We start from the raw sequence: 23656 nt of genomic DNA on the forward strand, positions 1-23656 counted from the left end.
TAGTGCGTGTACGAGCAATTCAGGAGGCACGGAATGTCTCGCAAAAACAAGGGCGAAATCGCCAAGTTCATCGCCGAGGACGCGCCGGGCCATCTGCGCAAAGCGCTGGAAAAGGCCGCCAAGGACGACATCATCACCGACAGCTACCCCTATAGCGAACGCATGGGGCGCAAAGCCTATGACACGCAGATGGAGGCGCTGCAGATCGAGCTGGTCAAGCTGCAATCCTGGGTCAAGGAAAGCGGGCAGCGCGTCGCGGTGATCTTCGAGGGGCGCGATGCCGCCGGCAAGGGCGGCACCATCAAGCGGCTGCGCGAGAACCTCAACCCCCGTGGCGCGCGCGTGGTGGCGCTGACCAAACCCTCGAATACCGAGAGCAGCCAATGGTATTTCCAGCGCTATATCGAACATCTGCCCTCGGCCGGGGAAATCGTGTTCTTTGACCGCAGCTGGTACAATCGTGGCGTGGTCGAGCATGTGTTCGGCTTCTGCACCAATGATGAGCGCGAGCGGTTTTTCCGTCAGGTCCTGCCACTGGAAGAGGGCCTGGTGAATGACGGGATCAACCTGTTCAAGTTCTGGCTGAATGTGGGGCGCGGCGAACAGTTGCGCCGCTTCCGGGACCGGGAGACCGATCGGCTGAAGCACTGGAAGCTCAGCCCCATCGACGTGCAGGGCCTTGGCAAATGGGACGAATATTCCAGCGCCATCAGCGAAACCCTGACCCGCAGCCATTCCGCCTTCTCGCCCTGGACCATCGTGCGCTCGGACGACAAGCGCCGGGCAAGAATTGCGGCGATCCAGGCGGTGCTGCATGGGCTGGATTACGACGACAAGGACGCGGACGCGCTTGGCGACGTTGATGGCAAGATCTGCGGGGGCCCCGATATCTGGGATGGCTAAACGCGGCTATCATCACGGCAACCTCAAGCAGGCCCTGATCGAAGGGGCGCTGGTGCTGATCGAGGCGCGCGGACCCACCGGTTTCACGCTCTCCGAAGCTGCCAAAACCGCAGGCGTGACGCCCGCAGCGGTCTATCGCCATTTCGAAGGCCGCGAAGACCTGATCGCCGAAGCCGCGCGTCAGGGGTTCGAGATGTTCGCCGACCTGATGCAGTTCGCTTACGACAAGGGCCAGCCCTCGGCGCTGGCGGCTTTCGAGGCCACGGGCCGTGCCTATCTGGCCTTTGCCCGCAAGCATCCCGGCCACTATATCGCGATGTTCGAAAGCGGCATCTCGGTCAACCGCACCCCCGCACTGGCCGACGCCGCCGCCCGCGCCAAGGCGGTTCTGGAAAAGGCCGCGCAAGAGCTGTCGGAACACATCCCGCCGGAAAAACGCCCCCCCGCCTCGATGGTCAGCGCCCATATCTGGGCGATGAGCCACGGCGTGGTCGAGCTATACGCCCGCAACACCGGCACTGCCTCACCTTTCCCGCCCGAGGATCTGCTGGAATCGGGCGTGGGAATCTACCTGCGCGGTCTGGGGCTGATCTCGCCCGACGACTAGGGCTGGAACCGTGAGCGGGTCTGCCCGGCGCGCAGATCGGCACTGACATTGATTAACTCCATCTCGCCCATGCCCTTGATGTCATAGGCACCGATATCAGAGACTTGAAACTCGTCGATCAAGTCGTATTTCATCGATTCCGGCGCCACGATCTTCATCGGGTGGGCAAAGATCTGCAGTCGCGCCGCCATGTTCACTGCCGGGCCGAACACGTCATAGACGTATTTCTGGATGCCCACCACCGAGCCCACTGCGGCCCCTGATCCCAGACCGATCCGGGCGCGCCATTTATGCGGGTGGCTTTCGTTGCGCCGTTCCAGATAGCGCAGGAAACGGATGGCACAATGGGCCACTGCCGTGGCGTGATCGGGGGTTTCGTCGGGCATGCCCGAGACCGCCAGATAGGCATCGCCAATGGTCTTGATCCGCTCGCAGCCATATTGCTCGACGATCCGGTCGAAGGCGGTGAAGATGTCGTTCAACTCGCCCAGCGTGATCGTCGGATCGGTCCTGGCGGCGAAATCGGTGAAATCGACGAAATCCAGCATCACCACCGAGACATTCTTGTAAAGCTGCGGGGTGACCACGCCAAAGGTCTTGAATTCCTCATAGACCGAGCGCGGCATGAGATTGAGCAGCAAGCGCTCCACCCGCTCCTTTTCGCGTTCCAGCTCACGCGTGTTGCGCTCGACCATGGTCGAGTAGCTGTCGATCATGTTTTCCAATTCGCGAATGCGGGTGATGTTCTGACATTCCACGATCAGCAGCGGCTCTTCGGTGCCGCTGGACAGCGAAATATTGATCGCAAAGATCAGCGTCCGGCGGCGCGGCTTGATCTCAAGCTCGACCGAATAGCGCTGACCGGTCTCGCGCACCTGATCCAGCGCTTCCGTGTCAAGCTCTCCCAAGACCGAGGTCAGCGTGGCGTCGGGGTCCGGGGGGCCGAACCATTCCGCAAAGGGCTCATTGTGGAAGACCAGCCGCAAATCCGAGGCTCGCGCCAACGCCACGCCCACGCCAATCGCGCGCAGCAGGTGCTCGTTGATGGCCGAAATGCTCATCCCGCCTCGCGGGTCACGATGACCGAGCGCTTGGCCTCGACGGCGGCCAATGCGGTATCGACGTCACCTTGGGGCATGCCATGTTCCAGCAGAGCCTGCCCCAACAGCCGCGCCACCTCGTCGAAATCCCCATGCGTGATGCCCAGCGTTCGGTGCACCACCTCAAGCCGGTCGTCACTGAACGAGGCCGGCCCGCCCAGAAGCGATGAAATGAACTTGGTCTGATGATCGATCAGGCGCGGCATGTCGACATCGTCGAAATGATGGCCGATCTCTTCGGAATCCAGCACCATCTCATAAAACTGCAGCACCACCCGGCTCACGGTTTTGAAGCCGCCATGCTTTTCGTAGATTGACTGCGCCATTGTTGATGCCCTGATCCGCCCGCCCGGAATTGAGCCCCAACGATAGGTCACTTCTCGCAAAATGTTAAACATTTTGAGCATTTGCCGGATTTTCGCCTTCCGGTTGCGCTCTCGAGGCATCGCCATGCCCCCGCAAAAAGAAAGGCCGCGCATCTCTGCACGGCCTCTCAAAATGGTCAGATGGCTCCGGCTTAACGCTTCGAGAACTGGAAGCTCTTACGCGCTTTGGCCTTACCGTATTTCTTACGTTCCACGACGCGGCTGTCGCGGGTCAGGAAGCCCGCGGCTTTCAGAGCGCCGCGCAGCGACGGATCATAGAGCTGCAGCGCTTTCGAGATGCCATGCTTGACCGCACCGGCCTGACCGGTCAGGCCACCGCCCTTGACGGTTGCGACAACATCGAATTCACCTTCGACACCCGCCACCTGCATGGGCTGGCGCAGGATCAGCTGCAGAACGGGGCGTGCGAAATACACGTCCTGATCTTTGCCGTTCACAGTCACCTTGCCGGAACCGGGCTTGATCCAGACACGGGCAACCGCGTCCTTCCGTTTGCCGGTGGCGTAAGAGCGGCCCAGCTCGTCACGCACGGGTTCGCGCGCAACAACTTCTTCGGCCACGGTTTCAACGCCTGCGACGGCGCTCAGCTCTTCGAGAGTATTGATCTGATCAGCCATCGGTCATTAGCTCCGGGTGTTTTTCTTGTTCATGGACTTCACGTCCAGAACTTCGGGCGCTTGCGCCTCGTGGGGATGCTCGGCACCGGCATAGACACGCAGGTTGGTCATTTGCGTGCGCGCCAGACGGTTGCCCGGCAGCATGCGCTTGACCGCCTGGGTCACGACGCGCTCGGGGTGTGCACCCTCGAGGATCTGCTGTTTGGTGCGCGACTTGATGCCGCCCGGATGGCCAGTATGCCAGTAGAAGTTTTCGTCGCGCTTCTTGCCGGTCATCTGGATTTTGTCGGCGTTGATCACGATGACATTGTCGCCCATGTCCATGTTCGGGGTGAACGACGGCTTGTGCTTGCCACGCAGGCGCATGGCGACGATCGAAGCAAGACGGCCCAGAACAACGCCCTCGGCGTCGATCAGGATCCACTTCTTGTCGATGTCTGCAGGTGTTGCAGAAAAGGTTTTCATGGCAGGATAGTCCTGTTTGATGTGAAAGACCGCCCCCTTACGGAGCGGCCCGAATTCGATGGAGGGGGTTTAGACCTGACCGACATCCGGGTCAATACGCTGCAATCTAATTTTTCGACACATTAACAATGGGTTATAAAATAGGTATTATTTTACCCCATACCTCACTCCATTTTCCTGCCCTATCTGTAGAGTATTGGCCAGCACATCACAGAAACCACTGCCGGAGGCCTCAATGACATCACTGAACGAGACCCTTGCCAGCTATGGCGCGGCGTGGCGGGAAAGCGACCCCGACACGCGGCTCGCGCATCTCGCGGCCTGTTTTGCCGAAACGGGCCGCTATGTCGATCCAAGCGCGGATGTGACTGGGCGCGCTGCGTTGAGTGATCATATCGGAAAGGTTCTGGCAGAGTTTGGTGGCCGTGTGGAGCTGACCAGCGCGCCGCAGCACCATCACGGCATGGTCCATTTCACGTGGCGCATGGTGGCGGGTGATATGGTCATGATCGCGGGTCGCGATTTCGCCCGTCTGGATGCAGAGGGGCAGATCGCCGAACTGGTGGGGTTCTTTGGGGAGCCAGAGGCGCTGGGGTGAAAGGTCAGACCCCGATCCGTTCGGGTGGATTGTCCAGCAGATGGCGCAGGCGAGTCATGGCGGCCTCGAACGTTTCCAGGCTGACACCGGCATTCACCGCCAGCCGGACCGCATGCGGGGTTCGGGTGGTGCGGCTGGCAAATTCCTCGGCCGAGCGGATCTGGATGCCCTCGGCCTCGGCCGCACGGCAGAAGGACGCCGCACGCCAACCCTCCGGCAAGGTCAGCCACAGAAACGGCACTGGCGAGCGCCAGTTCAACTGATAGGCCCCCAGGATATTCACAGCCGCCTTGATATAGTCACCAGTCACGCGCTGCAATTCCTCCAACATGGCGTCCAGTTGCGGATGGGCGAGCAGTTTTGCGGTCAGATCGGTGAGCGGCGTGGCCAGCCCAAAGAACCCGTGCTCAACCGCCCGGCGCAGATCGGCGATATGCCCGTCCGGCGCGACGGCGACCCCGATGCGCAGCGCCGGCGTGATGGATTTCGAGATCGAGGTCACGAACCAGGACCGCTCCGGCGCCAGCACGCGGTAGCTCGGCGCATCGGCGGGCATGTGGCGGTAACAATCATCTTCGAGAATATAGAAATCACGCTGCCGGGCGACCCGCACCAAAGCCTCGCGCCGTTCAAGCGGGGTGAACAGGCAGGTGGGGTTGTGGACCTCGGGCGAGGTGCAGAAGATTTGCGCATCATGGGCGCGCGCGGCAGCGTCCAGCGCCTCGGGTATGACGCCATGTTCATCCATGGCAACCGGCACCACCTCGGCGCGCAGCAGATCGGCGGCCCGTCTGAAGCCGGGATAGGACAGTTCCTCGACCAGAATGGCCGGACGCCTGCCCCGCAGCACCGCCTGCATGATCAGCGAAACGGCATTCTGGCCGCCATTGGTCAGAACCACGTCACCTTCCCGAATGCGCCCGATCGGCGCGCGCGACAGCCATTGCACCGCCGCCCGCCGCGCCGGCAGGGACCCGGCACGGCTGGGGTAATGCATCAGGCCCGAGGGCGGGTCCTGCGCGATCTCGCCCAGCAAGTGCCGGATCAGTTCTGACTGACCCACGCCGGGCAGATGCGGCGAGAACAGATTCACCGTGTACCCGTCACCGCCCTCGCTATTATGTGCAATGACATCGACCTCGATGGGGGCAACACCCACCTGATCAGTCTTGGGAGGAGCCACAAATGTACCCCGCCCGACCTCGGCTTGTAACAATCCCTCATCGGTGAGTATCGTATAGGCCCGCGCAACGGTGCCAGGCGTGATGCTCAATTGATACGCCAGTTCGCGCACCGGAGGCAGCTTTGCGCCGGGTTGCAACACCTTGTCTTCGATTGATTTTCTGATCGTGTCGGCCACAAGTTTATACTTGGGGCCTCTCTCGCGCGGCAGGGTGTCGGGCCAAATTGTACCCATTACAATCTTTCCTTTGATTTGGCACAATACAGAATGTACCCATACATCATATCCTCTATTATTCGCATTGTGTCAATACAATTGAAAGGACCTTACCATGACACACGCTTCGCAGAACCCAGCCCTGACGCTCCTCAACGCCAGCCCCCGGCTGCCGCTGCTGGCCGCCCTGGCGGTCCGTTTTGCGGCGACCGTGACACGGTGGGAACAACGGCGCCGCACCCGCGTCAATCTCAGCTATCTTGATGACCGGCTTCTGTCCGATGTCGGTCTGACCAGATGGCAGGCGGACCGGGAATCGGCCCGCCCCTTCTGGGATTACTGACCAACTCCCCGTCCCGATCCGGGACCTCCAGACTGGCCGGGCTTTGCCCGGCCTTTTTTCAGCCCGCCTGCGCCGCGGCAGACCCGACAGGCGGGATCGAATAGGTCATCGTTGCACGCGCAACCGGCGCGTCGCTGCCCTCGGACAGGATCAGAACATCGCCCACCGCCAGACTGCGCCCAAGCTTGAGCAGGCGGCATTGCGCGATCATCGGCACATCACCGCGCGGCTTGCGCATGAAATCCATCGAGCAATTCGTGGTCACCGCCAGCGCCTGCCGCCCCAGCCGCGCCAACACGATCGCATAGACACTGACATCGGCCAGCGCGAACATCGACGGGCCTGACACCGTGCCGCCGGGGCGCAGATGCCGCTCGGCGGTGAGCAGCCGCATGGTCACGTGATCCTCGGACAGCGCATCGATTGCGAAATCCGCGCGCACCTGCGGAAAGATTTCGGCCAGATACTCTGCCAGTTCTTCCTTGTTCATCTTCAGTGACATGCTTCCCCTCCGCCCTGCTGACGCATAGAGTTGGCGCGGAACAGGGGTGAGGACAAGATGGCAATTCTGGAACGACATGACAAAGATGCGGTCGCGCATCTGCGGCTGAACGCGCCCGAGCGGCTCAATGCGCTGTCAGACGAGATGCTGGGTGCGCTGCAGGACACGCTGGACCGGATCGGCGAAGACAGGACCGTGCGCGCGGTGGTCCTGTCAGGGGCTGGCAAGGCCTTCTGCGCCGGGCATGACCTGAAACAGATGACAGCGGGGCGACAGAACGAGGATGGCGGCAAAGCCTATTTCAAGGATCTGTTCGACCGCTGCGCCCGGATGATGATGACCGTGCAGGCGATCCCGCAACCGGTGATCGCGCAGGTCCACGGCATCGCCACCGCCGCTGGCTGCCAGTTGGTGGCGACCTGCGATCTGGCCATCGCTGCCGAGGACACCCGATTCGGCGTCAATGGCGTGAATATCGGCCTGTTCTGCTCAACCCCCATGGTTGCGCTGACCCGCAACATCCCCCGCAAGCACGCGTTCGAGATGTTGACGACCGGAGAGTTCATCGGCGCCGCGCGCGCCGCCGAGTTGGGGCTGATCAACCGCGCCGTGCCTGCGGACAAGCTGGCAGACGAGACCAACGCACTGGCCCAGACCCTGACCCAAAAGCTTGGCACAGCTGTGAAAATCGGCAAACGCGCCTTTTACGAGCAGCTTCAGATGCCGCTGGATCAGGCCTATGCCCATACCGGAAGCGTCATGGTAGAAAACATGCTGCACCGCGATACCGAAGAGGGTATTGCCGCCTTTATAGAGAAAAGACCCCCAGATTGGAGACAATGAGTGTAACGTCACACAATTATTTTAGCATTGTTTCGAAATTCGCACTTTTAATCTGGGCGAGACTGTGTCAAAGCTAGGGCATGGCGAAAGCCAAGGATAGTTTTGGGTCGTTGTAGGTGGAAGGTCCCTCCTGGTCAGTTCTCTCGCTGACTTCGACATTCCCGCCACGACGACCCCAAATCCTCCCTCCCCTAAAATTCACGTCTGACGGCCGCTCGCAGCGTTGCGTCTGCATGCGCCCTGCCCTATGTGGCAGCCCATGACAGAGAGATTGCATATCGTGGGCGGCGGCATGGCCGGGTCCGAGGCGGCCTGGCAGGCGGCACAAATGGGCGTTCAGGTCGTGATCCACGAGATGCGGCCAAAGGTGGGCACCTTTGCCCACCAGACCGGCAATCTGGGCGAAATGGTCTGCTCGAACTCGTTCCGCTCGGATGATGATGAACAAAACGCCGTCGGCCTGCTGCATTGGGAGATGCGGGCGGCAAATGGCCTGATCATGGCCAGCGCCGATCAGCATCGCCTGCCAGCAGGCGGCGCATTGGCGGTGGATCGCGAACCGTTTGCCGAAACCGTCACCGCGCGGCTGCGCGCGCATCCCAATGTCAGCATCTCTTATGAAGAGGTCACCGATCTGCCCGAAACCGGTCAGTGGATCTTTGCGACCGGCCCGCTGACCTCGCCCGCCCTGGGCGAGGCGATCCGGGCCGAGACCGGGGCCGAGGCGCTGGCCTTTTTCGACGCCATCGCACCCATCGTCTATGCCGAGAGCATCGACATGGAAAAAGCCTGGATGCAGTCGCGCTATGACAAGGGCGAGACCGAAGAAGAGCGTACCGCCTATCTCAACTGCCCGATGGATCGCGACCAGTATGAGGCCTTCATCGACGCGCTGCTGGCCGCTGACAAGACCGAGTTCCACGAAGGTGAAACCGCCGGTTATTTCGACGGCTGTCTGCCGATCGAAGTGATGGCCGAACGTGGCCGCGAAACCCTGCGCCACGGGCCGATGAAGCCGGTGGGCCTGACCAACCCGCATCAACCCGAGATCAAGGCCCATGCGGTGGTGCAATTGCGCCGCGACAACGCATTGGGGACGCTCTTCAACATCGTCGGCTTTCAGACCAAGATGAAATATGGCGCGCAGACGGATGTGTTCCGGATGATCCCCGGCCTGGAAAACGCCAGCTTTGCCCGGTTGGGCGGCATTCACCGCAACACCTTCATCAACTCGCCCACCCTGCTGGATGACCGGATGCGTCTGAAGTCGCGCCCCAATATCCGCTTTGCCGGGCAGATCACCGGGGTCGAAGGCTATGTGGAAAGCGCCGCGATGGGCTTGCTGGCCGGGCGACTGGCGGCGGCTGACATTCAGGGCCACACCCTGCCGACCGTCCCGCAGGACAGCGCCATGGGCGCGCTGATCCATCACATCACCGGCGGAGCCGAGGCCAAGACCTTCCAGCCGATGAACGTCAATTTCGGCCTGTTCCGCCCGGTCGAGGGGCTGAAAGGTGGGCGCCGGGGCCGCAAGGACCGCTACAAGGCCTATACCGACCGTGCCAAATCGGCCTGGCAGGGCTGGCTGGCGCAATGCGCGCTGGACGCGGCGTGATCTGCACGCTTATTCTTGCTGCATGCCAGATAAATTCCTCGCCAAGACCTACGGGCTGAGTTCCGCCGAAGAAACCCGCGACCATTACGACAAATGGGCCGCCAGCTACGAAAGCGAGGTGGAAGAGAACGGCTATGTCACACCGGGCCGCATCGCCGACGCGCTCTGGAGCAAGTTGCCTGAACCGCAAACCCCCATCCTCGATTTCGGCTGTGGCACCGGCCTGTCCGGCCTCGCCCTGCGCCGCGCCGGGTTCGAGGTGATCGACGGGCTGGACCCCTCGCCGGAAATGCTCGACGGCGCGCGGGCCAAATCCGCCTATCGCGCGCTCGACCTGCTGGATGTCAACGACCCTGCACCCGTTGCCAAAGGCGCTTACAAGGTGATCACCGCCATCGGCGTTCTGGGCACCGGTGCCGCGCCACCGGCCACGTTTGACGTGCTGATGAATGCGCTGGAACGCGGCGGCCTGCTGGCCTTTTCCTATAATGACCACACCCTGGCCGATCCCCACTTTACCGGCAAGCTCAACGAGTGGCTTGATTGCGGCGCGGCGCGCCTGCTGTTTCGCGAACACGGCCCCCACCTGCCCGGTCAGAATATGGGCGCCGATGTCTACGTGCTTGAAAAAGCGTGAGCCTGACCACCCGTTTTGCGCCTTCGCCCACGGGACCGCTGCATCTGGGCCATGCCTATTCAGCGCTGTTGGCCCATGACATGGCGCGAGTCGCGGGTGGTCGGTTCCTGCTGCGCATCGAAGACACCGACACCAGCCGCGCCCGCCCGCAATGGGAGGAGCTGATCTACAAGGATCTCGCCTGGCTGGGCCTGACATGGGAAGAGCCGGTGATGCGGCAATCCGATCAGTTGGAACTCTATCATACGGCGCTTGAGCAATTGGCCACGCGCGGGCTGGTGTTCCCCTGCTCCTGCCGCCGCAGCGACATTCGCGCCGCACTCTCGGCCCCGCAGGAAGGCGCGCCGCTGGCACCGGGCGTCTATCCCGGCACCTGCCGCCACCGTCCCATGCGTGAACGCAAGCAGGGCGACGCGATCCGGCTGAACATGCGCGCGGCGGTGCAAGACATCGAGATGCCTGAATTCACCGAGACCGGCCCCAAACATGCGGAGTCGCACCAGTTGGACCCCGAGCGCCTGATCTTGGAAATCGGCGATGCCGTGCTGGGCCGCAAAGAGATTGAGACGGTTTCTTACGTGTTGGCCTCGGTCATTGATGACGCGGCGCAAGGCATCACCTGCATTATCCGCGGCGAGGATCTCTATCAGATCACCTTCCTGCAGGTTCTGCTGCAGGGCCTGCTGGACCTGCCCACACCCGAGTATCACCACCACCGTCTGATCCGCGACGATCATGGCAAACGGCTGGCCAAGCGCGACGACGCCCGCGCCATCGCCAAATACCGCGCCGAGGGGGCCACCCCGCAGGATATCAGGCGGATGGTCGGGCTCTAGAGGCCTCAGGCCATTGGCGCCATCAGCTCGCGTTCGGTCCCGTCATTTACAGAGGTATAGAAACAGCTGCGCCGGTTGGTATGGCAGGCCGCGCCGGTCTGGTTCACCACGGCCAGCAGGCAGTCGCGGTCGCAATCGACCCGCAGATCGACCAGTTCCTGTACATGGCCCGAGGTTTCGCCCTTGACCCAGAAGGCCTGCCGCGAGCGCGACCAATAGGTGACCCGGCGACCTTCGAGCGTGCGCGCCACAGCCTCTTCATTCATCCACGCCATCATCAGCACTTCGCCGCTTGTGGCATCCTGCGCGATTGCCGGGATCAGCCCGTCGGCGTTATAGGTCAGGGTCTTGGGGTCGAAATCCATCTGCGAAAACCTTTTGCATCCCGGAATTGGCCCCTTATGTATGGGGAACGCATAACGAGGGAAAGCCATGTCCGGCGAAACCGATCTGATCAAGCTCTATTCAGGCCGCATTCTGGCGCTGGCTGCCGATATTCCGCATCTGGACCGGCTGGCCGACCCCGATGCCACTGTCAAGAAGCGCTCGCCGCTCTGCGGGTCGACCGTGACGGTGGATGTAAAGACGAAGGACGGGCGCATCGCCGAATTCGGGCAAGATGTGAAAGCCTGCGCGCTTGGGCAGGCCTCGGCCGCCGTTGTGGGCGCGGCCATAATCGGCACCACCCGCGATCAGGTGGAAACCGCCCGTGATCAGCTCAAAGCCATGCTGAAGAATGACGGCCCGGCCCCGGACGCACCTTTTGACGGGCTCGAAGTGCTGATCCCGGCGCGTGAATACAAGAACCGTCACGCCTCGATCATGCTGGCGCTGGAAGCTACAGCCGAAGCCATGGCGCAAGCCGAACAGGCCAACTGCGCCTGACGGTGGCCTTGCCCCTCGCGCTTCGTTAACGTCGCACTGATATCGGAGGGGACGCCTTGGAAGACCTGCTGGACCGTTTCGTGACCTTGTGGGTGGTGATCGACCCGATCGGCACCATTCCGGTCTTTATCGCCGTCACCGCCGGGCTTGATGCCGCCACCCGCCGCCGCACCGCGCGGCAGGCGGCGATGGTCAGCGTGGGCGTGCTGCTGTTCTTTCTGCTGCTGGGGCAGTTGCTGATTGACGCGCTTGATATCGGGCTGAATTCCTTTCAGGTCGCGGGCGGGATCGTACTGTTCCTGTTCGCGCTCACTATGATCTTTGGCGAATCGAAACCCGAATCAGATCAACGCCTGGTCGAGGCCGACAAGGCCGCCCATGTCCGCAAGCAGAACCCGGCTATCTTTCCTCTGGCCGTGCCCTCGCTCGCCTCGCCCGGCGCGATGCTGGCGGTGGTGATGCTGACGGATAACGAACGGCACGGCATTGTCGATCAGGGCATTACGGGGCTGGTGATGATCATAGTCATCGCCGCCGCTTATGTGCTTATGTTGTTTGCGGAGCCGATCATCCGCGTGATCGGTCATTCCGGTTCCGCCATCATCAGCCGGATCATGGGCATGATCCTGGCCTCGGTCGCGGCCAACGCCGTGTTATCCGCGCTGATCAACATCATCCAGACCGGCAAGCTCTGATCCGTACAGGACCTCCAGATGATAAAAAAACCGCCGCTCCTCCCGGGCGGGAGAGGGCGGCGGCAGGAATGCGTTTCTCGTGTTGGGACCGAAGCGCCCGGCGGGGGAACGGGACATCCCCCTAAAGGGTTAAGGACAGGCAGGTCACCCTTTGCATCGGGATCGAACAGGATGCAGGGGCTTCGGCACGAGATCGCAGGCAGATACGGGTCAAAGACCGGGCATGTGCAGGGCAACCATCAGCATGACAACCAGCGAGGCCGCACCCAACGCATCCTGCAGGATGGTATTGCGGGAACGGGTCAGTGCAGTTTTGATCTGGGTCAGCATGGGTCACCTCCGGCTCAGGTCTTAAGTATTTGTTGACCTTTTGTTCTCATTTTCGGCGCCCCGTGTAAAGAACTTTATGAGAACATTAGTGAACTTTTTGCGATTCTGCACGCTAACCGGTTGAATTCATGGTTCTTTCATTCGGGCAGTTCTGGCCCCGTAACGGGGCTCTGCCCGTTCACCCCTGGAACCGTCCACCAGACGGTTTCCAAGACGCGGCTCACCCAACCGATATCAAACGGATCGCCTGATCCTGCCGCATCAGCCAGAGCAGCACGCGCGCCGCCTGCCCTCGCGCGCTTACCAGTTCCGGGTCGGCCTCAAGCAACGCGCGTGCATCCCGTTGCGCGACCGCCATCAGCGAGGCCTGCCGTTCAAGATCAGCGATGCGGAACTTTGGTAGGCCCGATTGCGCGGTGCCGATCAGGTCTCCCGCGCCGCGCATCTCCAAATCGGTTTCGGCAATCCGGAACCCATCCTCGGTCTCGCGCAGCACCTCCAGCCGCCGCCGCCCGCTTTCGCTGACCGGGGCCTGATACATCAGCAGACAGGTCGACTCGGCCTCGCCCCGCCCAACGCGGCCGCGCAGCTGGTGCAACTGCGCCAGACCGAATATCTCGGCCCGCTCGATCACCATGATGGTGGCATTGGGCACGTTCACCCCCACCTCGATCACCGTTGTGGCCACCAGCACCTTGGTCTGGCCGCTCTGAAAGGCGGCCATTGCAGCGTCTTTCTCGGCGGGCGGCATCTGACCGTGCACCAGACCCACAATACCTTCGCCAAGGGCTGCGCGCAGGCGTTTGAACCGGTCCTCGGCCGAAGTCAGATCGACCAATTCGGATTCCTCGACCAACGGGCAGACCCAATAGCATTGCCGCCCCTCACCGATGGCCTGCCGCAACCGGTCAACCACCGCATCCATGTTCCGCGTGCTGATCACCGCCGTCTTGATCGGTTTGCGACCGGGAGGCTTTTCGTCCAGTACCGAGACATCCATATCGCCATATTGCGCCAGCGACAGGCTGCGCGGGATCGGCGTGGCGGTCATCACCAGCACATCCGCGCCCATGCCCTTTTCCGCCAGTTCCATCCGCTGACGTACCCCGAACCGGTGCTGTTCATCAACAATCGCAAGGCGCAGGTCGGAGAACGAGACATCCTCCTGAAACACCGCATGGGTGCCGACGAGGATCTGAATATCGCCCCGCGCCAGCGCATCAAGCTTACCACGCCGTTCCGCCCCTTTGTCGCGCCCGGTCAGCAACTCCAGCACCACGCCCGCCTCTTCGGCCAGCGGGCGCAACCCCTCCAGATGCTGGCGGGCGAGGATTTCGGTGGGGGCCATCATCACCCCCTGCCCGCCCGCCTCGACCGCGACCAGCAGCGCCATGAAGGCCACCAGCGTCTTGCCCGCGCCCACATCGCCCTGCAACAGCCGATTCATCCGGGTCTGAGCCGCCATATCGTCTGAGATTTCGGCGATCGCGCGGGTCTGCGCCTCGGTGGGTTTGTAGGGCAAACTGGCCAGCACGCGTGACTGCAACGCGCCGGTAGCGGCGCTGGAAATCCCGCGCCCCCTACGCTCGCGCCGCCGCGCCAGGGCCAGTGTCATCTGATGGGCAAACAGTTCATCATAGGCCATTCGCGCCCGCGCCGGGGCGTGTGGCAGCATGTCGTCCAGCCCGCGCGGCGCATGGCCCGCCTCGATCGCGGCATGCCAGTCCGGCCAGCTCTCGCGTGTCACCAAGGCCGGATCGATCCATTCCGCCAGATCGGGCGCACGGGCAACCGAAGCGCGAGCGGCCTTGAACATGGTCTTTTGCGTGACACCCTGCGTCAGATGATAGACCGGTTCGAAATCGGGAATATCCCCGGCCTCTTCCACCGGCAGCATATGGTCGGGATGCACCATCTGCGCCATGCCATCGAACAGTTCCAGCTTGCCCGAGATCACCCGCCGCGCGCCTTGCGGCAGGATGCGCTTGAGGTAGTCGCCGCGGGCATGAAAGAACACCAGTTGGAAATCCGCCTGCGCATCCTCCACATGCACCCGATACGCCCCACCCTTGTTGCGCGATGGGCGATGGGCGCCCACCGTCACCTCAACGGTCAGCGTCGCAGGTAGATCGACGCCCTTGATCGTGTCACGGCGGCGGCGGTCTACCACCGCATAAGGCAGGGAGAACAGGATATCGCGCGGCGCGGTGATCTCGGCCTGCGTGAGCAATTGTGCCGTTTTCGGTCCGACACCTTCCAGTGTCTCAAGCCCGGCAAAAAGCGGAAAAAGCTGTTCGGGACGCCCGCTCATGCGTCGCCGATGAGGTGCAGCCAGCCGTCCTCGTCCAAGGTTTCAATGCCCAGATCAGCCGCCTTCTTGGCTTTTGATCCGGCCCCCGGCCCCGCCACCAGCAGATCGGTCTTGGCCGAGACCGAGCCCGAAACCTTGGCCCCCAGCGCCTCGGCCCGCGCCTTGGCTTCGGCGCGGGTCATTTTTTCCAGCGTGCCGGTGAAGACCACGGTTTTGCCGGCAACCGGGCTTTCTGATGCGGGCGCTTCGGGCGGCACGATGCTCAGATGGGCGCGCAAGGCGTCAAAGGCCGAGCGTTCCTCGGTATTGGCAAAGGCATCCGACAGCGACAGGCCCAGCGTCGCGCCGATACCATCGATTCCGGTCAGATCCCCCCAGGCGGCGCCTGCCGCGTCCGGCACCTCGCATGTGGCCGTGGCGGCATCGCGGGCCTCCTTTATCCGCGCCCGGCGTCCTTCAGCCGCCGCCGCGATCCGTTCGGCCTCTTCCGCCTCATCAGCGGCGCGATGGGCCAGCGCCGCCGGGCGGGCCGTATCGACAGCATCAGCCATCGCATCCCAGTCCCGGTAAAACAGCGCCAGATCGCGCGCGCCGACCTCGCCCACATGGCGGATGCCGAGCGCGAAGATCAGCCGCGCCAGTGGGATGGTGCGCTTTTCCTCGATGGCCACAAAGAGATTGCTGGCCGAGGTCTCGCCCCAGCCGTCGCGGTTCTTGAGCCGCGCCAGATTCTGCGCATCACGTGTCTGCAACGTGAAGATGTCGGCGGGCGTGTTGATCGGCAGGACATCGTCGCCGTGGAACATCTCGACCTGTTTCGCGCCCAACCCTTCGATATCAAACGCCTTGCGCGACACGAAATGCTTGAGCTTCTCCACCGCCTGCGCCGGGCAGATCAAGCCACCGGTGCAGCGGCGCACCGCGTCGCCTTCTTCGCGGATCGCCGCGCTGTCGCATTCGGGGCATGTGGTTGGAAACTGATATTTTTCCGAATCTTCCGGCCTCTTCTTCAGGTCCACATCCGCCACTTTCGGGATCACATCTCCGGCGCGATAGACCTGCACCCAGTCGCCCACGCGGATATCCTTGCCGCCCCGAATCTCTGCCCCATTGGCATCCCGGCCCGCGATATAATCCTCGTTATGCAAGGTCGCGTTCGACACCACGACCCCGCCCACCGTCACCGGATGCAACCGCGCGACCGGGCTGAGCGCGCCAGTGCGGCCCACTTGAATGTCGATCGCCTCAAGCCGGGTCCAGGCCAGTTCGGCGGGGAATTTATGCGCAATCGCCCAGCGGGGCGTGGTCGAGCGGAACCCCAGCCGCCCCTGCAGGTCCAGGGCATCGACCTTGTAGACCACCCCGTCGATATCATAGCCCAAGGTGGCGCGTTGCGCTTCGATGTCGCGGTAATGGCTGATCATCTCGGGCACGCTTTCGCACAGCCGGGTCAGCGGATTGGTCTGAAACCCCAGCGCCTTGAGCCGGGTGATCGCCTCCATTTGCGTTTCTGCAAGAGGGCCCGACAGTTCGCCCCAAGCATAGGCGAAAAATTTCAAAGGGCGCGCGCGGGTGATCGCGGAATCCAGCTGACGCAGAGAGCCTGCCGCTGCATTGCGCGGATTGGCGAATACCTTTCCGCCCTCCTGTTCCTGCCTTGTGTTCAGGGCGTCGAAATCGGCATGGGTCATATAGACCTCGCCGCGTACTTCAAGCACAGCGGGGGCATCCGTGAGCGTGGCGGGGATATCCGAAATGGTCTGCGCATTTGCGGTGACATTCTCGCCCACCTCGCCATCCCCGCGCGTGGCGGCCTGTACCAGCCTGCCACCTTCATAGCGCAGCGACAGTGAAAGCCCGTCGATCTTGGGTTCTGCGGTGAACGCCAAATGCGCATCAGTTGAGAGGCCCAGATAGTTGCGGATCGAGGTAACAAACCCGCTCACATCCTCATCGTCAAAGGCATTGCCCAGTGACAGCATCCGCACCGCGTGGGTGACCTTGGAGAACCCGTCAGCGGCGCGGGCACCGACCTGATCGGACGGGCTGTCATCGCGTTTCAATTCGGGAAAGCGTGCTTCGATCGCTGCGTTGCGCCGCTTCAGCGCGTCATACTCGGCGTCGCTGATTTCAGGGGCGTCTGACACGTGATAGGCTTGGTTGGCGCGATCCAGCAAACCGGCGAGTCGCGCGAGTTCACCCTGCGCCTGATCTTCCGTCAGCTTGTCGACCGATATTGTATCTGACATGGCCTCGCCCCCGCTTGTGGATTCGGTCACAAGTGTTAGGACGAGGCCATCGTCAGGTCCAGACGTTGCGTGTGAGTGGTGGGGCCGCTCTGGACGGGCAGCCGGGGATAGTTTCAGGCGCCAACGGCCAGTTTGGATTGTGTCATGCTGTCGTCCTGCGGATCGCGTAGCACATAGCCACGGCCCCAGACCGTTTCGATGTAATTCTCGCCATCGGTCGCAACGCTCAGCTTTTTACGCAACTTGCAGATGAATACATCGATGATCTTGAGCTCAGGCTCGTCCATGCCGCCATAAAGATGGTTCAGGAACATCTCCTTGGTCAGGGTGGTGCCCTTACGCAGGCTCAGCAATTCTAGCATCTGGTATTCCTTGCCGGTCAGATGCACCGGCTGGCCATCCGCTTCGACCGTCTTGGCATCCAGATTGACCGCGATAAGCCCGGTCTGGATGATCGACTGTGAATGCCCCTTGGACCGGCGGATGATCGCGTGGATGCGCGCCACCAGCTCCTCACGATGGAAAGGCTTGGTCAAATAGTCATCCGCGCCAAAGCCGAAACCCTTGATCTTGTTTTCCGTGTCATCCGCGCCGGACAGGATGAGGATCGGCGTTTCGACCCGCGCCAGGCGTAGTTGACGCAGCACCTCATGCCCCTCCATGTCGGGCAGATTGAGGTCCAGAAGGATCAGATCGTAATCATAAAGCTTGGCCAGATCGATCCCTTCTTCGCCCAGATCCGTCGCGTAGACATTCAGGTTGGCATGGGTCAGCATCAGTTCGATGCTCTTTGATGTTGTTGGGTCATCTTCGACCAAAAGTATGCGCATGCACTGCTCTCCGTATCCTACAGAAACTTGCTCTCGGGATCACCGTGGACAAAAATGGTTAATCCAACGTTACCGTTAATCAAACTATCGTGTATCAACCTTAAGTTGTCTATATTTTTTCAGCGCGGTGACCTTCAAAGCCTTCTCGCCATGGGTTGCCGCGGCAGCGACCCAGCTGTTGAATTCCTCTTCGCTCAACCCATAGGTTTTCTGAGCCTCCGACTGCGTGATCAGCCCGTATAACACGCCCCGCACCACCGCGAATTTGCGGGAGGCCACCCATCTGCTTGTGCTTGCTGGCGGCAGGTCGGACCGCGTCATGATCGACCCGTCTGGCAGCGTGACCGAGCTTGGTCCTTCAACTTTGCGCAAAAACATCACCTTATCCCCTTTCTTGGCCCACAAACTGTTGCGCAGCATACTTAACGGCACATGAAACCGCCCCTTGAGAGTATCTAGGATTTTCCTATATTCTGCCGGTCTTTCACCGATCCGTAGGAGTCGCCCGATGGCGCTGGACAACGACACGCAGCTCAACTCGCTTGGCATCGCCAAACCGCCCTCGGAAACACGGGTGGTTGTCGCCATGTCGGGGGGCGTCGACAGTTCCGTTGTGGCCGCCTATCTGGCCGATCAGGGCTATGATGTGGTGGGCGTAACGCTGCAGCTCTACGACCATGGCGCGGCGCTGGCCAAGAAAGGCGCGTGCTGTGCGGGCATCGACATCCATGACGCGCGCCGCGTGGCCGAGGAACGCGGCTTTCCGCATTACGTGCTGGATTACGAAAACATCTTCAAGGACGCGGTGATCGACGAATTTGCCGACAGCTACCTTGCCGGGGCCACGCCGGTGCCCTGCATCCGCTGCAACGAGCGGGTGAAGTTCAAGGACCTGCTGGAAACCGCCAAGGATCTGGAGGCCGATTGCATGGCCACCGGTCACTATATCCAGCGCAAGTTGGGGGTGAACGGGCCGGAGCTGCACAGTGCCGAGGATGCCAATCGCGATCAGTCCTACTTCCTGTTCTCGACCACGCCAGAACAGCTGGATTTCCTGCGCTTTCCTCTGGGACATCTGCCGTCAAAGGACGCGACCCGCGAGATGGCCGCGCAATATGGGCTAGCGGTGGCGGACAAGCCCGACAGCCAGGACATCTGTTTCGTGCCCGATGGCAACTACGCCAGCGTGATCGAGAAACTGCGCCCCGGTGCGGCGGAACCGGGTGAGATCGTGCATGCCGATGGCCGGGTGCTGGGCAGTCATGAGGGCGTCATTCACTACACGATCGGCCAGCGGCGGGGCCTTGGCATCGGCGGGCTGAGTGAGCCGCTCTATGTGGTCAAGCTGGATGTGGATGCCAAACAGGTGGTGGTCGGCCCCAAAGAGCTGCTGGCCACGCGAACCGTTCCGGTGCGCGAGATCAACTGGCTGGGCGATGAACCGTTCACCTCACAAAAGGAATGGCATGTCTCGGTCAAGGTCCGCTCGACCCGTCCTCCGCGCGAGGCGGTGATCCGACCGCTGAGCGACACCAGCGCCGAGGTCGAATTGCTGAGCGCCGAGGAAGGCATCTCGCCCGGTCAGGCCTGTGTGTTCTATGAAACCGGCGGCAGCCGCATCTTTGGTGGCGGCTGGATCTGGCGCGGCTACTGAACCATATCTGTCCAGGTGTTGCTGAGGATGTAGATTCCGGCGCAGATCATCACATACGGCACGATCTTCTCCATCCGGCGGGCGATGCGTTCGGCAACACTGGTGGCACGCGCGCCTGCCAGCGCCAGCGCGGCGAGGGCGCAGACCGCCAGCGCAGCACCGATCAGCCCGGCGACACGGTAGCTTGGCGCGGAATCAGCCAGCAGCGGCGCCATTACGATGAAACTGTCCACAGACATGCTGAGAAACAGCAGCGTCGTCACCACCACCGATGCGCCTGCAGGAAGTGGTGAGGCTGGTGCCTCTGCATGTGAGGAAAACTGACGCCACAGCCCCCAGAGCCCGAGGCCTACAGGAAAGACGCCCAGATACCCTGCCCAATGCGGCACCGCATCACTGACCCCATAGGCAACAGCCATCGCGGCCACCAGCACCAGCATCTGGGCCAGCAGAAAACCCGCGACCGAGCTGGCCGCACCCGACACCAGCATCAGCGCGATCAGTGCCGCCAGATTGTCGAGATTGGTCAGCACCTGCGCCAGCGCGGCGGAGAGGGCAAAGATCACATGATCCAGCATCAGCCCTGCATCCGCTTCAGAACCGCGCCGGCCGCGCGCAGGCCCGGGGCCTCGCCACCCCGGCCCAGACGTTCCATCGTCTGAGTCATCGCCTCAGCCTGACCCGAGGGGTCAGCCTGCAGCGTCGCAAGCGCTGCGGCGACGTTTTCAGGGGTACAATCGAGGCCGAGGCATTCCGGCACAACGCGGCTCTCGCTGACCAGATTGACCAGCGTGACGGTGTCCAGCTTCACCATCCGCTCGGCGATCTTCTGGGTGAGCCAACTGAGCTTATAAGCGATCACCATCGGCGTGTTCTGCGCTGCCAGTTCAAGCGACACGGTGCCCGAGGCCGCCAGCGCCAGATCAGCCATCGCAAAACTTGCGCGTTTGCGCATCGCGGCGGCATCGCTATCCAGCCCGCGCGGGTCGAGGATGACGGGATTGCCCGGCCAATCGGCGGTCTGCGCCTGCACCAGTTCGACCACATGCGGCACCGCCGGGACCACCACGCGCATCTCGGGCCGATCTTTCAGAAACGCGACCAGCGCTGCGCCAAAAACCGGCGCAAGCCGCTCGATCTCGCCCCGCCGCGAGCCGGGCAGCGCCAGCAGCACCGGTGCATCGCCCAGTTCCAGGTCGGTCCGCAGTGCGGCGATCTCCTCCGCGCTGGCCACCGGATCAGCGGCCACGGGATGGCCGACGAAGTCGCATTCCATCCCGGCGCGTTCCATATAGGGCGGTTCGAAAGGCAGTAGCGCCAGCACGTGATCGATCACCTTGGCCATCTTGTCGGCGCGCCCCGGCCGCCAGGCCCAGACGCTGGGGGCCACGTAATGCACGGTGCGGATCGTGCTTTGCGCCTTGACCAGCTTGGCCACGCGCAGGCTGAAATCGGGGCTGTCGATGGTGATCAGCACATCCGGCTTCATCTCAAGCACCGCCTGCGCGGTCTCGGCGATGCGGCGTTTGAGGTGCAAGAATTTGGGCAGAACCTCGGTCAGACCCATGACGCTGAGTTCGGACATGGGAAAGCGGCTCTGCAACCCCTGCCCGGTCATCATCGGCCCGCCAATACCGTCAAACTCCACATCCGGCACTAACTGCCGCAATCCCTGCATCAGCGCCCCGCCCAGCCGGTCGCCCGAAGGCTCGCCCGCAAGGATGAAGACCCGCATTCAGGCGGCCCGTTCGCGCACGGTCAGAAACAGGCCGAGCCGGTTGCACTCCGCCACGACGCGAACCCGGTCCAGCACCATCACGCCGCCTTTTTCGATCACGATTCCCGACAGGCCGGCAGCAACGGCACTGGTCACCGTGTCGGGACCGATGGCCGGCAGATCGACACGTCGGTCCTGATCGGGTTTCGGCGCCTTGAACAGAATGCCGCCGCCCGCATCGGGACGCTGGGTCAGTGATTGCAGCATCCAGGCGGTGCCATAGATCCCTTCGATCGCCAGAGCCTGCCCCTTGGCTACCACACAGGCTTGTCCGACATCCGCAGCGCTCATCGCACGCACGATGCCAGCGCCGCGATCAGCATCGCGCAAATCCGCTTCGCTTGGCTGCACCTCAGTCAATGTGCCCAGCGGCGGCAACAGGTCGGGCGCGATCTCATCCGCTGCATGAACCGTAATACCTGCCTCTTCGAGGATCGAGATAACCGCACGCAAGGCGCTATCATCGCCGGACAGGATCGCCTTTTGCAGGATCGGCACCAGCGGCATGGTGGCGGCATCAATGCGCGACGGATCAATCGGAGGCCGCCCCACGGCACCCGCCATGCAAATCCCCGTCACGCCTTTGGCCTTGAGCTCTGCAATCAGCGTGCCCAACTGCTCGATCACAAAGGGGCGATCCACGTTCAGGTGATCGGGCAGGAACGGCTCCATCGCGCAGATGTAGGGGCGCTCGGGCAGAGAAGCTACAATCTCGTCCGGCAAGGCGCCGGTTCCGGCGATCAATGCCAGCATGGCTCAGCGCTCCGGCGTAAGGAAGGACCGGTCGCTTTGCCCGGTCACGAAATCGACGATCTGCTGGACATAGTCGCTGTCAGTGCGTTCGCCCAGACGTTTGGCCCGATCCTGGAAGGTGCCGTCGCCTTCGGACAGCTCCTTGAACGCTGCACGCAGGGCCGAGATATCGGCCCGTGACAGCCCGCGCCGCTTGAGCCCGACAAGGTTCAACCCGTCAAGCCGCCCGCGCTGCGCCTGCACCAGCCCGTAGGGGATCACGTCATTGGGCACCATGGTCAGCGCGCCGATGATGGCACCGCGCCCGACCCGCACCCATTGATGCAGCCCCGAAATGCCGCCAACGATCACGTCATCCTCGATCACGCAATGTCCGGCAGCACCGGCATGGTTCACCATGATCACGCGGTTGCCCATCTGCACATCATGGGCGACATGCACGCCCGCCATCAGCAGGCAATCATCGCCAATACGGGTCACCCCGCCACCACCTTCGGTGCCGGTATTGATGGTCACATGTTCCCGGATACGGTTGCGCTTGCCGATCACCAGCGACGTATTCTCGCCACCGAATTTCAGATCCTGGGGGATCTCTCCGATCACCGAGAAATTGAAGATCACGGTATCATCCCCAACCTCAGTGTCACCGGTTACGACCACATGGGATTTCAGCTCGACCCGGTCACCAAGCCGCACCTGAGGCCCGACCACACAGAACGGGCCGATGACACAGTCCTGACCGATCTGCGCACCCTCTTCGATGATGGCGCTGGGGTGGATGCCGCTCATGTTGTCTTTTCCATGTCCCAATCGACATAGGCTGAAAATTCGGCTTGTGCGGCCACCTCGCCTTCGACGGTGGCAACGCCGCTGAACTTGAAGATCTTGCCACCCTTCTTGCCGCGCACGGTCTGGACATGCATCTCCATCACGTCACCGGGCACCACCTTGCGGCGGAACTTGCACTTGTCGATGGACATGAAATAGATCAGCAATTCGGTATCGATCACATCGAAACCAACCCCCAGCATAACGCCGGCTGTCTGCGCCATCGCCTCGATGATCGTCACGCCGGGCATGATCGGGGTGCCGGGAAAATGGCCCTGAAAATGTGGCTCGTTCATGGTGACATTCTTGATCCCGCGCGACGAGGCATAGCCGTCGATATCCACCACCTTGTCGACCAGAAGAAAGGGATAGCGGTGCGGCAGAATACGCTGGATCAGCTGAATATCGGCGCTCTTGGTCTCTGATGTCATTGCGCGGTCGTCCCGTGGTTCATTCGTGTTGGAGGCGTCACTAGCAACAGATGCCCGCTTGG

27 protein-coding genes are annotated in these 23656 nt (G+C 62.1%); 11 read left to right on the top strand and 16 right to left on the bottom strand.

All coding sequences use genetic code 11. The features are described 5' to 3' along the window. The first annotated feature begins 33 nt into the window (after positions 1–33). Together ppk2 and AB1E34_RS13250 are read left to right on the top strand one after the other, a co-directional pair. Positions 34–903 (top strand): polyphosphate kinase 2, encoded by an 870-nt coding sequence (ppk2, locus tag AB1E34_RS13245; protein WP_372572822.1) that lies wholly within the window; start codon positions 34–36, stop codon positions 901–903. After that, entirely contained in the window at positions 896–1510 is a 615-nt protein-coding gene (locus tag AB1E34_RS13250; RefSeq protein ID WP_306194490.1) for a TetR/AcrR family transcriptional regulator, read from the top strand. Before ppk2 ends, AB1E34_RS13250 begins: the two co-directional genes overlap by 8 nt. Here the strand turns inward: AB1E34_RS13250 and AB1E34_RS13255 are convergent. From AB1E34_RS13255 to rplM, 4 genes are all read right to left on the bottom strand, one after another. Then, the gene (locus AB1E34_RS13255) at positions 1507–2571 is read right to left on the bottom strand and encodes an adenylate/guanylate cyclase domain-containing protein (protein ID WP_372572823.1); all 1065 of its coding nucleotides are present in this window, start codon (positions 2569–2571) and stop codon (positions 1507–1509) included. The two genes, AB1E34_RS13250 and AB1E34_RS13255, sit on opposite strands and share 4 nt — an antisense overlap. After that, positions 2568–2936 (bottom strand): group I truncated hemoglobin, encoded by a 369-nt coding sequence (locus AB1E34_RS13260; protein WP_372572824.1) that lies wholly within the window; start codon positions 2934–2936, stop codon positions 2568–2570. Before AB1E34_RS13260 ends, AB1E34_RS13255 begins: the two co-directional genes overlap by 4 nt. A 191-nt stretch (positions 2937–3127) precedes the next feature. After that, complete coding sequence (gene rpsI / locus AB1E34_RS13265) at positions 3128–3613, bottom strand: 30S ribosomal protein S9 (RefSeq protein ID WP_372572825.1); 486 nt, start codon at positions 3611–3613, stop codon at positions 3128–3130. Positions 3614–3619: 6 nt separating this feature from the next. After that, positions 3620–4078: a 50S ribosomal protein L13 gene (rplM, locus tag AB1E34_RS13270; RefSeq protein WP_372572826.1), complete on the bottom strand. Its 459-nt coding sequence runs from the start codon at positions 4076–4078 to the stop codon at positions 3620–3622. Between the two features lie 235 nt (positions 4079–4313). Here rplM and AB1E34_RS13275 point away from each other — a divergent pair, with 235 nt between their 5' ends. Next, the gene (locus tag AB1E34_RS13275) at positions 4314–4676 is read left to right on the top strand and encodes a nuclear transport factor 2 family protein (RefSeq protein ID WP_372572827.1); all 363 of its coding nucleotides are present in this window, start codon (positions 4314–4316) and stop codon (positions 4674–4676) included. 4 nt (positions 4677–4680) lie between these two features. Here AB1E34_RS13275 and AB1E34_RS13280 read toward each other — a convergent pair whose 3' ends face one another. Beyond that, complete coding sequence (locus tag AB1E34_RS13280) at positions 4681–6093, bottom strand: aminotransferase-like domain-containing protein (RefSeq protein WP_372572828.1); 1413 nt, start codon at positions 6091–6093, stop codon at positions 4681–4683. 97 nt (positions 6094–6190) lie between these two features. On the opposite strand from AB1E34_RS13280, the gene AB1E34_RS13285 reads away from it, so the two are divergent. Further along, entirely contained in the window at positions 6191–6418 is a 228-nt protein-coding gene (locus tag AB1E34_RS13285) for a DUF1127 domain-containing protein (protein WP_372572829.1), read from the top strand. Positions 6419–6476: 58 nt separating this feature from the next. Here the strand turns inward: AB1E34_RS13285 and AB1E34_RS13290 are convergent, their stop codons facing one another. Beyond that, positions 6477–6920: a PaaI family thioesterase gene (locus tag AB1E34_RS13290; RefSeq protein ID WP_372572830.1), complete on the bottom strand. Its 444-nt coding sequence runs from the start codon at positions 6918–6920 to the stop codon at positions 6477–6479. Positions 6921–6977: 57 nt separating this feature from the next. Between AB1E34_RS13290 and AB1E34_RS13295 the strand changes: the two genes are divergently transcribed. The 4 genes from AB1E34_RS13295 to gluQRS all read left to right on the top strand — a co-directional run bounded on the left by AB1E34_RS13295 (position 6978) and on the right by gluQRS (position 10851). Continuing rightward, the gene (locus AB1E34_RS13295) at positions 6978–7763 is read left to right on the top strand and encodes an enoyl-CoA hydratase (RefSeq protein WP_372572831.1); all 786 of its coding nucleotides are present in this window, start codon (positions 6978–6980) and stop codon (positions 7761–7763) included. 259 nt (positions 7764–8022) lie between these two features. Beyond that, the gene (gene trmFO / locus AB1E34_RS13300) at positions 8023–9378 is read left to right on the top strand and encodes a methylenetetrahydrofolate--tRNA-(uracil(54)-C(5))-methyltransferase (FADH(2)-oxidizing) TrmFO (protein WP_372572832.1); all 1356 of its coding nucleotides are present in this window, start codon (positions 8023–8025) and stop codon (positions 9376–9378) included. A 22-nt stretch (positions 9379–9400) separates the two neighbouring features. Next, positions 9401–10015, top strand: a complete 615-nt coding sequence (locus tag AB1E34_RS13305; protein WP_372572833.1) for a class I SAM-dependent DNA methyltransferase — start codon at positions 9401–9403, stop codon at positions 10013–10015. After that, the gene (gene gluQRS / locus AB1E34_RS13310; RefSeq protein ID WP_372572834.1) at positions 10012–10851 is read left to right on the top strand and encodes a tRNA glutamyl-Q(34) synthetase GluQRS; all 840 of its coding nucleotides are present in this window, start codon (positions 10012–10014) and stop codon (positions 10849–10851) included. Before AB1E34_RS13305 ends, gluQRS begins: the two co-directional genes overlap by 4 nt. 5 nt (positions 10852–10856) lie before the next feature. Here the strand turns inward: gluQRS and hisI are convergent, their stop codons facing one another. After that, on the bottom strand, positions 10857–11216 hold the full coding sequence (gene hisI, locus AB1E34_RS13315) for a phosphoribosyl-AMP cyclohydrolase (protein WP_372572835.1): 360 nt from the start codon (positions 11214–11216) through the stop codon (positions 10857–10859). A gap of 67 nt (positions 11217–11283) precedes the next feature. Here hisI and AB1E34_RS13320 point away from each other — a divergent pair, with 67 nt between their 5' ends. Beyond that, positions 11284–11736 carry an iron-sulfur cluster assembly scaffold protein gene (locus AB1E34_RS13320; RefSeq protein WP_372572836.1) on the top strand — a complete coding sequence of 151 codons (453 nt, stop codon included), beginning with the start codon at positions 11284–11286 and terminating at the stop codon, positions 11734–11736. Between the two features lie 56 nt (positions 11737–11792). Further along, complete coding sequence (locus tag AB1E34_RS13325; RefSeq protein WP_372572837.1) at positions 11793–12431, top strand: MarC family protein; 639 nt, start codon at positions 11793–11795, stop codon at positions 12429–12431. A gap of 550 nt (positions 12432–12981) precedes the next feature. On the opposite strand, the gene recG is transcribed toward AB1E34_RS13325, so the two are convergent. From recG to sciP, 4 genes are all read right to left on the bottom strand, one after another. Continuing rightward, positions 12982–15072 (bottom strand): ATP-dependent DNA helicase RecG, encoded by a 2091-nt coding sequence (recG, locus tag AB1E34_RS13330; RefSeq protein WP_372572838.1) that lies wholly within the window; start codon positions 15070–15072, stop codon positions 12982–12984. Continuing rightward, positions 15069–17321 (bottom strand): NAD-dependent DNA ligase LigA, encoded by a 2253-nt coding sequence (gene ligA, locus AB1E34_RS13335; RefSeq protein ID WP_372572839.1) that lies wholly within the window; start codon positions 17319–17321, stop codon positions 15069–15071. Before ligA ends, recG begins: the two co-directional genes overlap by 4 nt. Before the next feature lie 113 nt (positions 17322–17434). Beyond that, entirely contained in the window at positions 17435–18151 is a 717-nt protein-coding gene (gene ctrA, locus AB1E34_RS13340) for a response regulator transcription factor CtrA (RefSeq protein WP_372572840.1), read from the bottom strand. Positions 18152–18235: 84 nt separating this feature from the next. Further along, positions 18236–18529 carry a CtrA inhibitor SciP gene (gene sciP, locus AB1E34_RS13345; protein WP_372572911.1) on the bottom strand — a complete coding sequence of 98 codons (294 nt, stop codon included), beginning with the start codon at positions 18527–18529 and terminating at the stop codon, positions 18236–18238. A 130-nt stretch (positions 18530–18659) separates the two neighbouring features. Between sciP and mnmA the strand changes: the two genes are divergently transcribed. Continuing rightward, entirely contained in the window at positions 18660–19805 is a 1146-nt protein-coding gene (mnmA, locus tag AB1E34_RS13350) for a tRNA 2-thiouridine(34) synthase MnmA (RefSeq protein ID WP_372572841.1), read from the top strand. On the opposite strand, the gene AB1E34_RS13355 is transcribed toward mnmA, so the two are convergent. The 5 genes from AB1E34_RS13355 to fabZ are packed head-to-tail and all read right to left on the bottom strand — an operon-like array spanning position 19799 to position 23594. Continuing rightward, positions 19799–20383, bottom strand: a complete 585-nt coding sequence (locus AB1E34_RS13355; protein WP_372572842.1) for a hypothetical protein — start codon at positions 20381–20383, stop codon at positions 19799–19801. The two genes, mnmA and AB1E34_RS13355, sit on opposite strands and share 7 nt — an antisense overlap. Next, positions 20383–21540 (bottom strand): lipid-A-disaccharide synthase, encoded by a 1158-nt coding sequence (gene lpxB, locus AB1E34_RS13360; RefSeq protein ID WP_372572843.1) that lies wholly within the window; start codon positions 21538–21540, stop codon positions 20383–20385. Before lpxB ends, AB1E34_RS13355 begins: the two co-directional genes overlap by 1 nt. Next, on the bottom strand, positions 21541–22335 hold the full coding sequence (locus AB1E34_RS13365) for an LpxI family protein (RefSeq protein ID WP_372572844.1): 795 nt from the start codon (positions 22333–22335) through the stop codon (positions 21541–21543). Positions 22336–22338: 3 nt separating this feature from the next. After that, positions 22339–23124, bottom strand: a complete 786-nt coding sequence (lpxA, locus tag AB1E34_RS13370; RefSeq protein WP_372572845.1) for an acyl-ACP--UDP-N-acetylglucosamine O-acyltransferase — start codon at positions 23122–23124, stop codon at positions 22339–22341. Continuing rightward, a complete protein-coding gene (fabZ, locus tag AB1E34_RS13375) occupies positions 23121–23594 on the bottom strand; it encodes a 3-hydroxyacyl-ACP dehydratase FabZ (RefSeq protein ID WP_372572846.1) in 474 nt (157 codons plus the stop codon). The genes lpxA and fabZ overlap by 4 nt, the downstream gene beginning before the upstream one ends. Between the last annotated feature and the right edge of the window lie 62 nt (positions 23595–23656).

The organism is Ruegeria jejuensis (assembly GCF_041537905.1).
Lineage (GTDB): Bacteria > Pseudomonadota > Alphaproteobacteria > Rhodobacterales > Rhodobacteraceae > Ruegeria_C.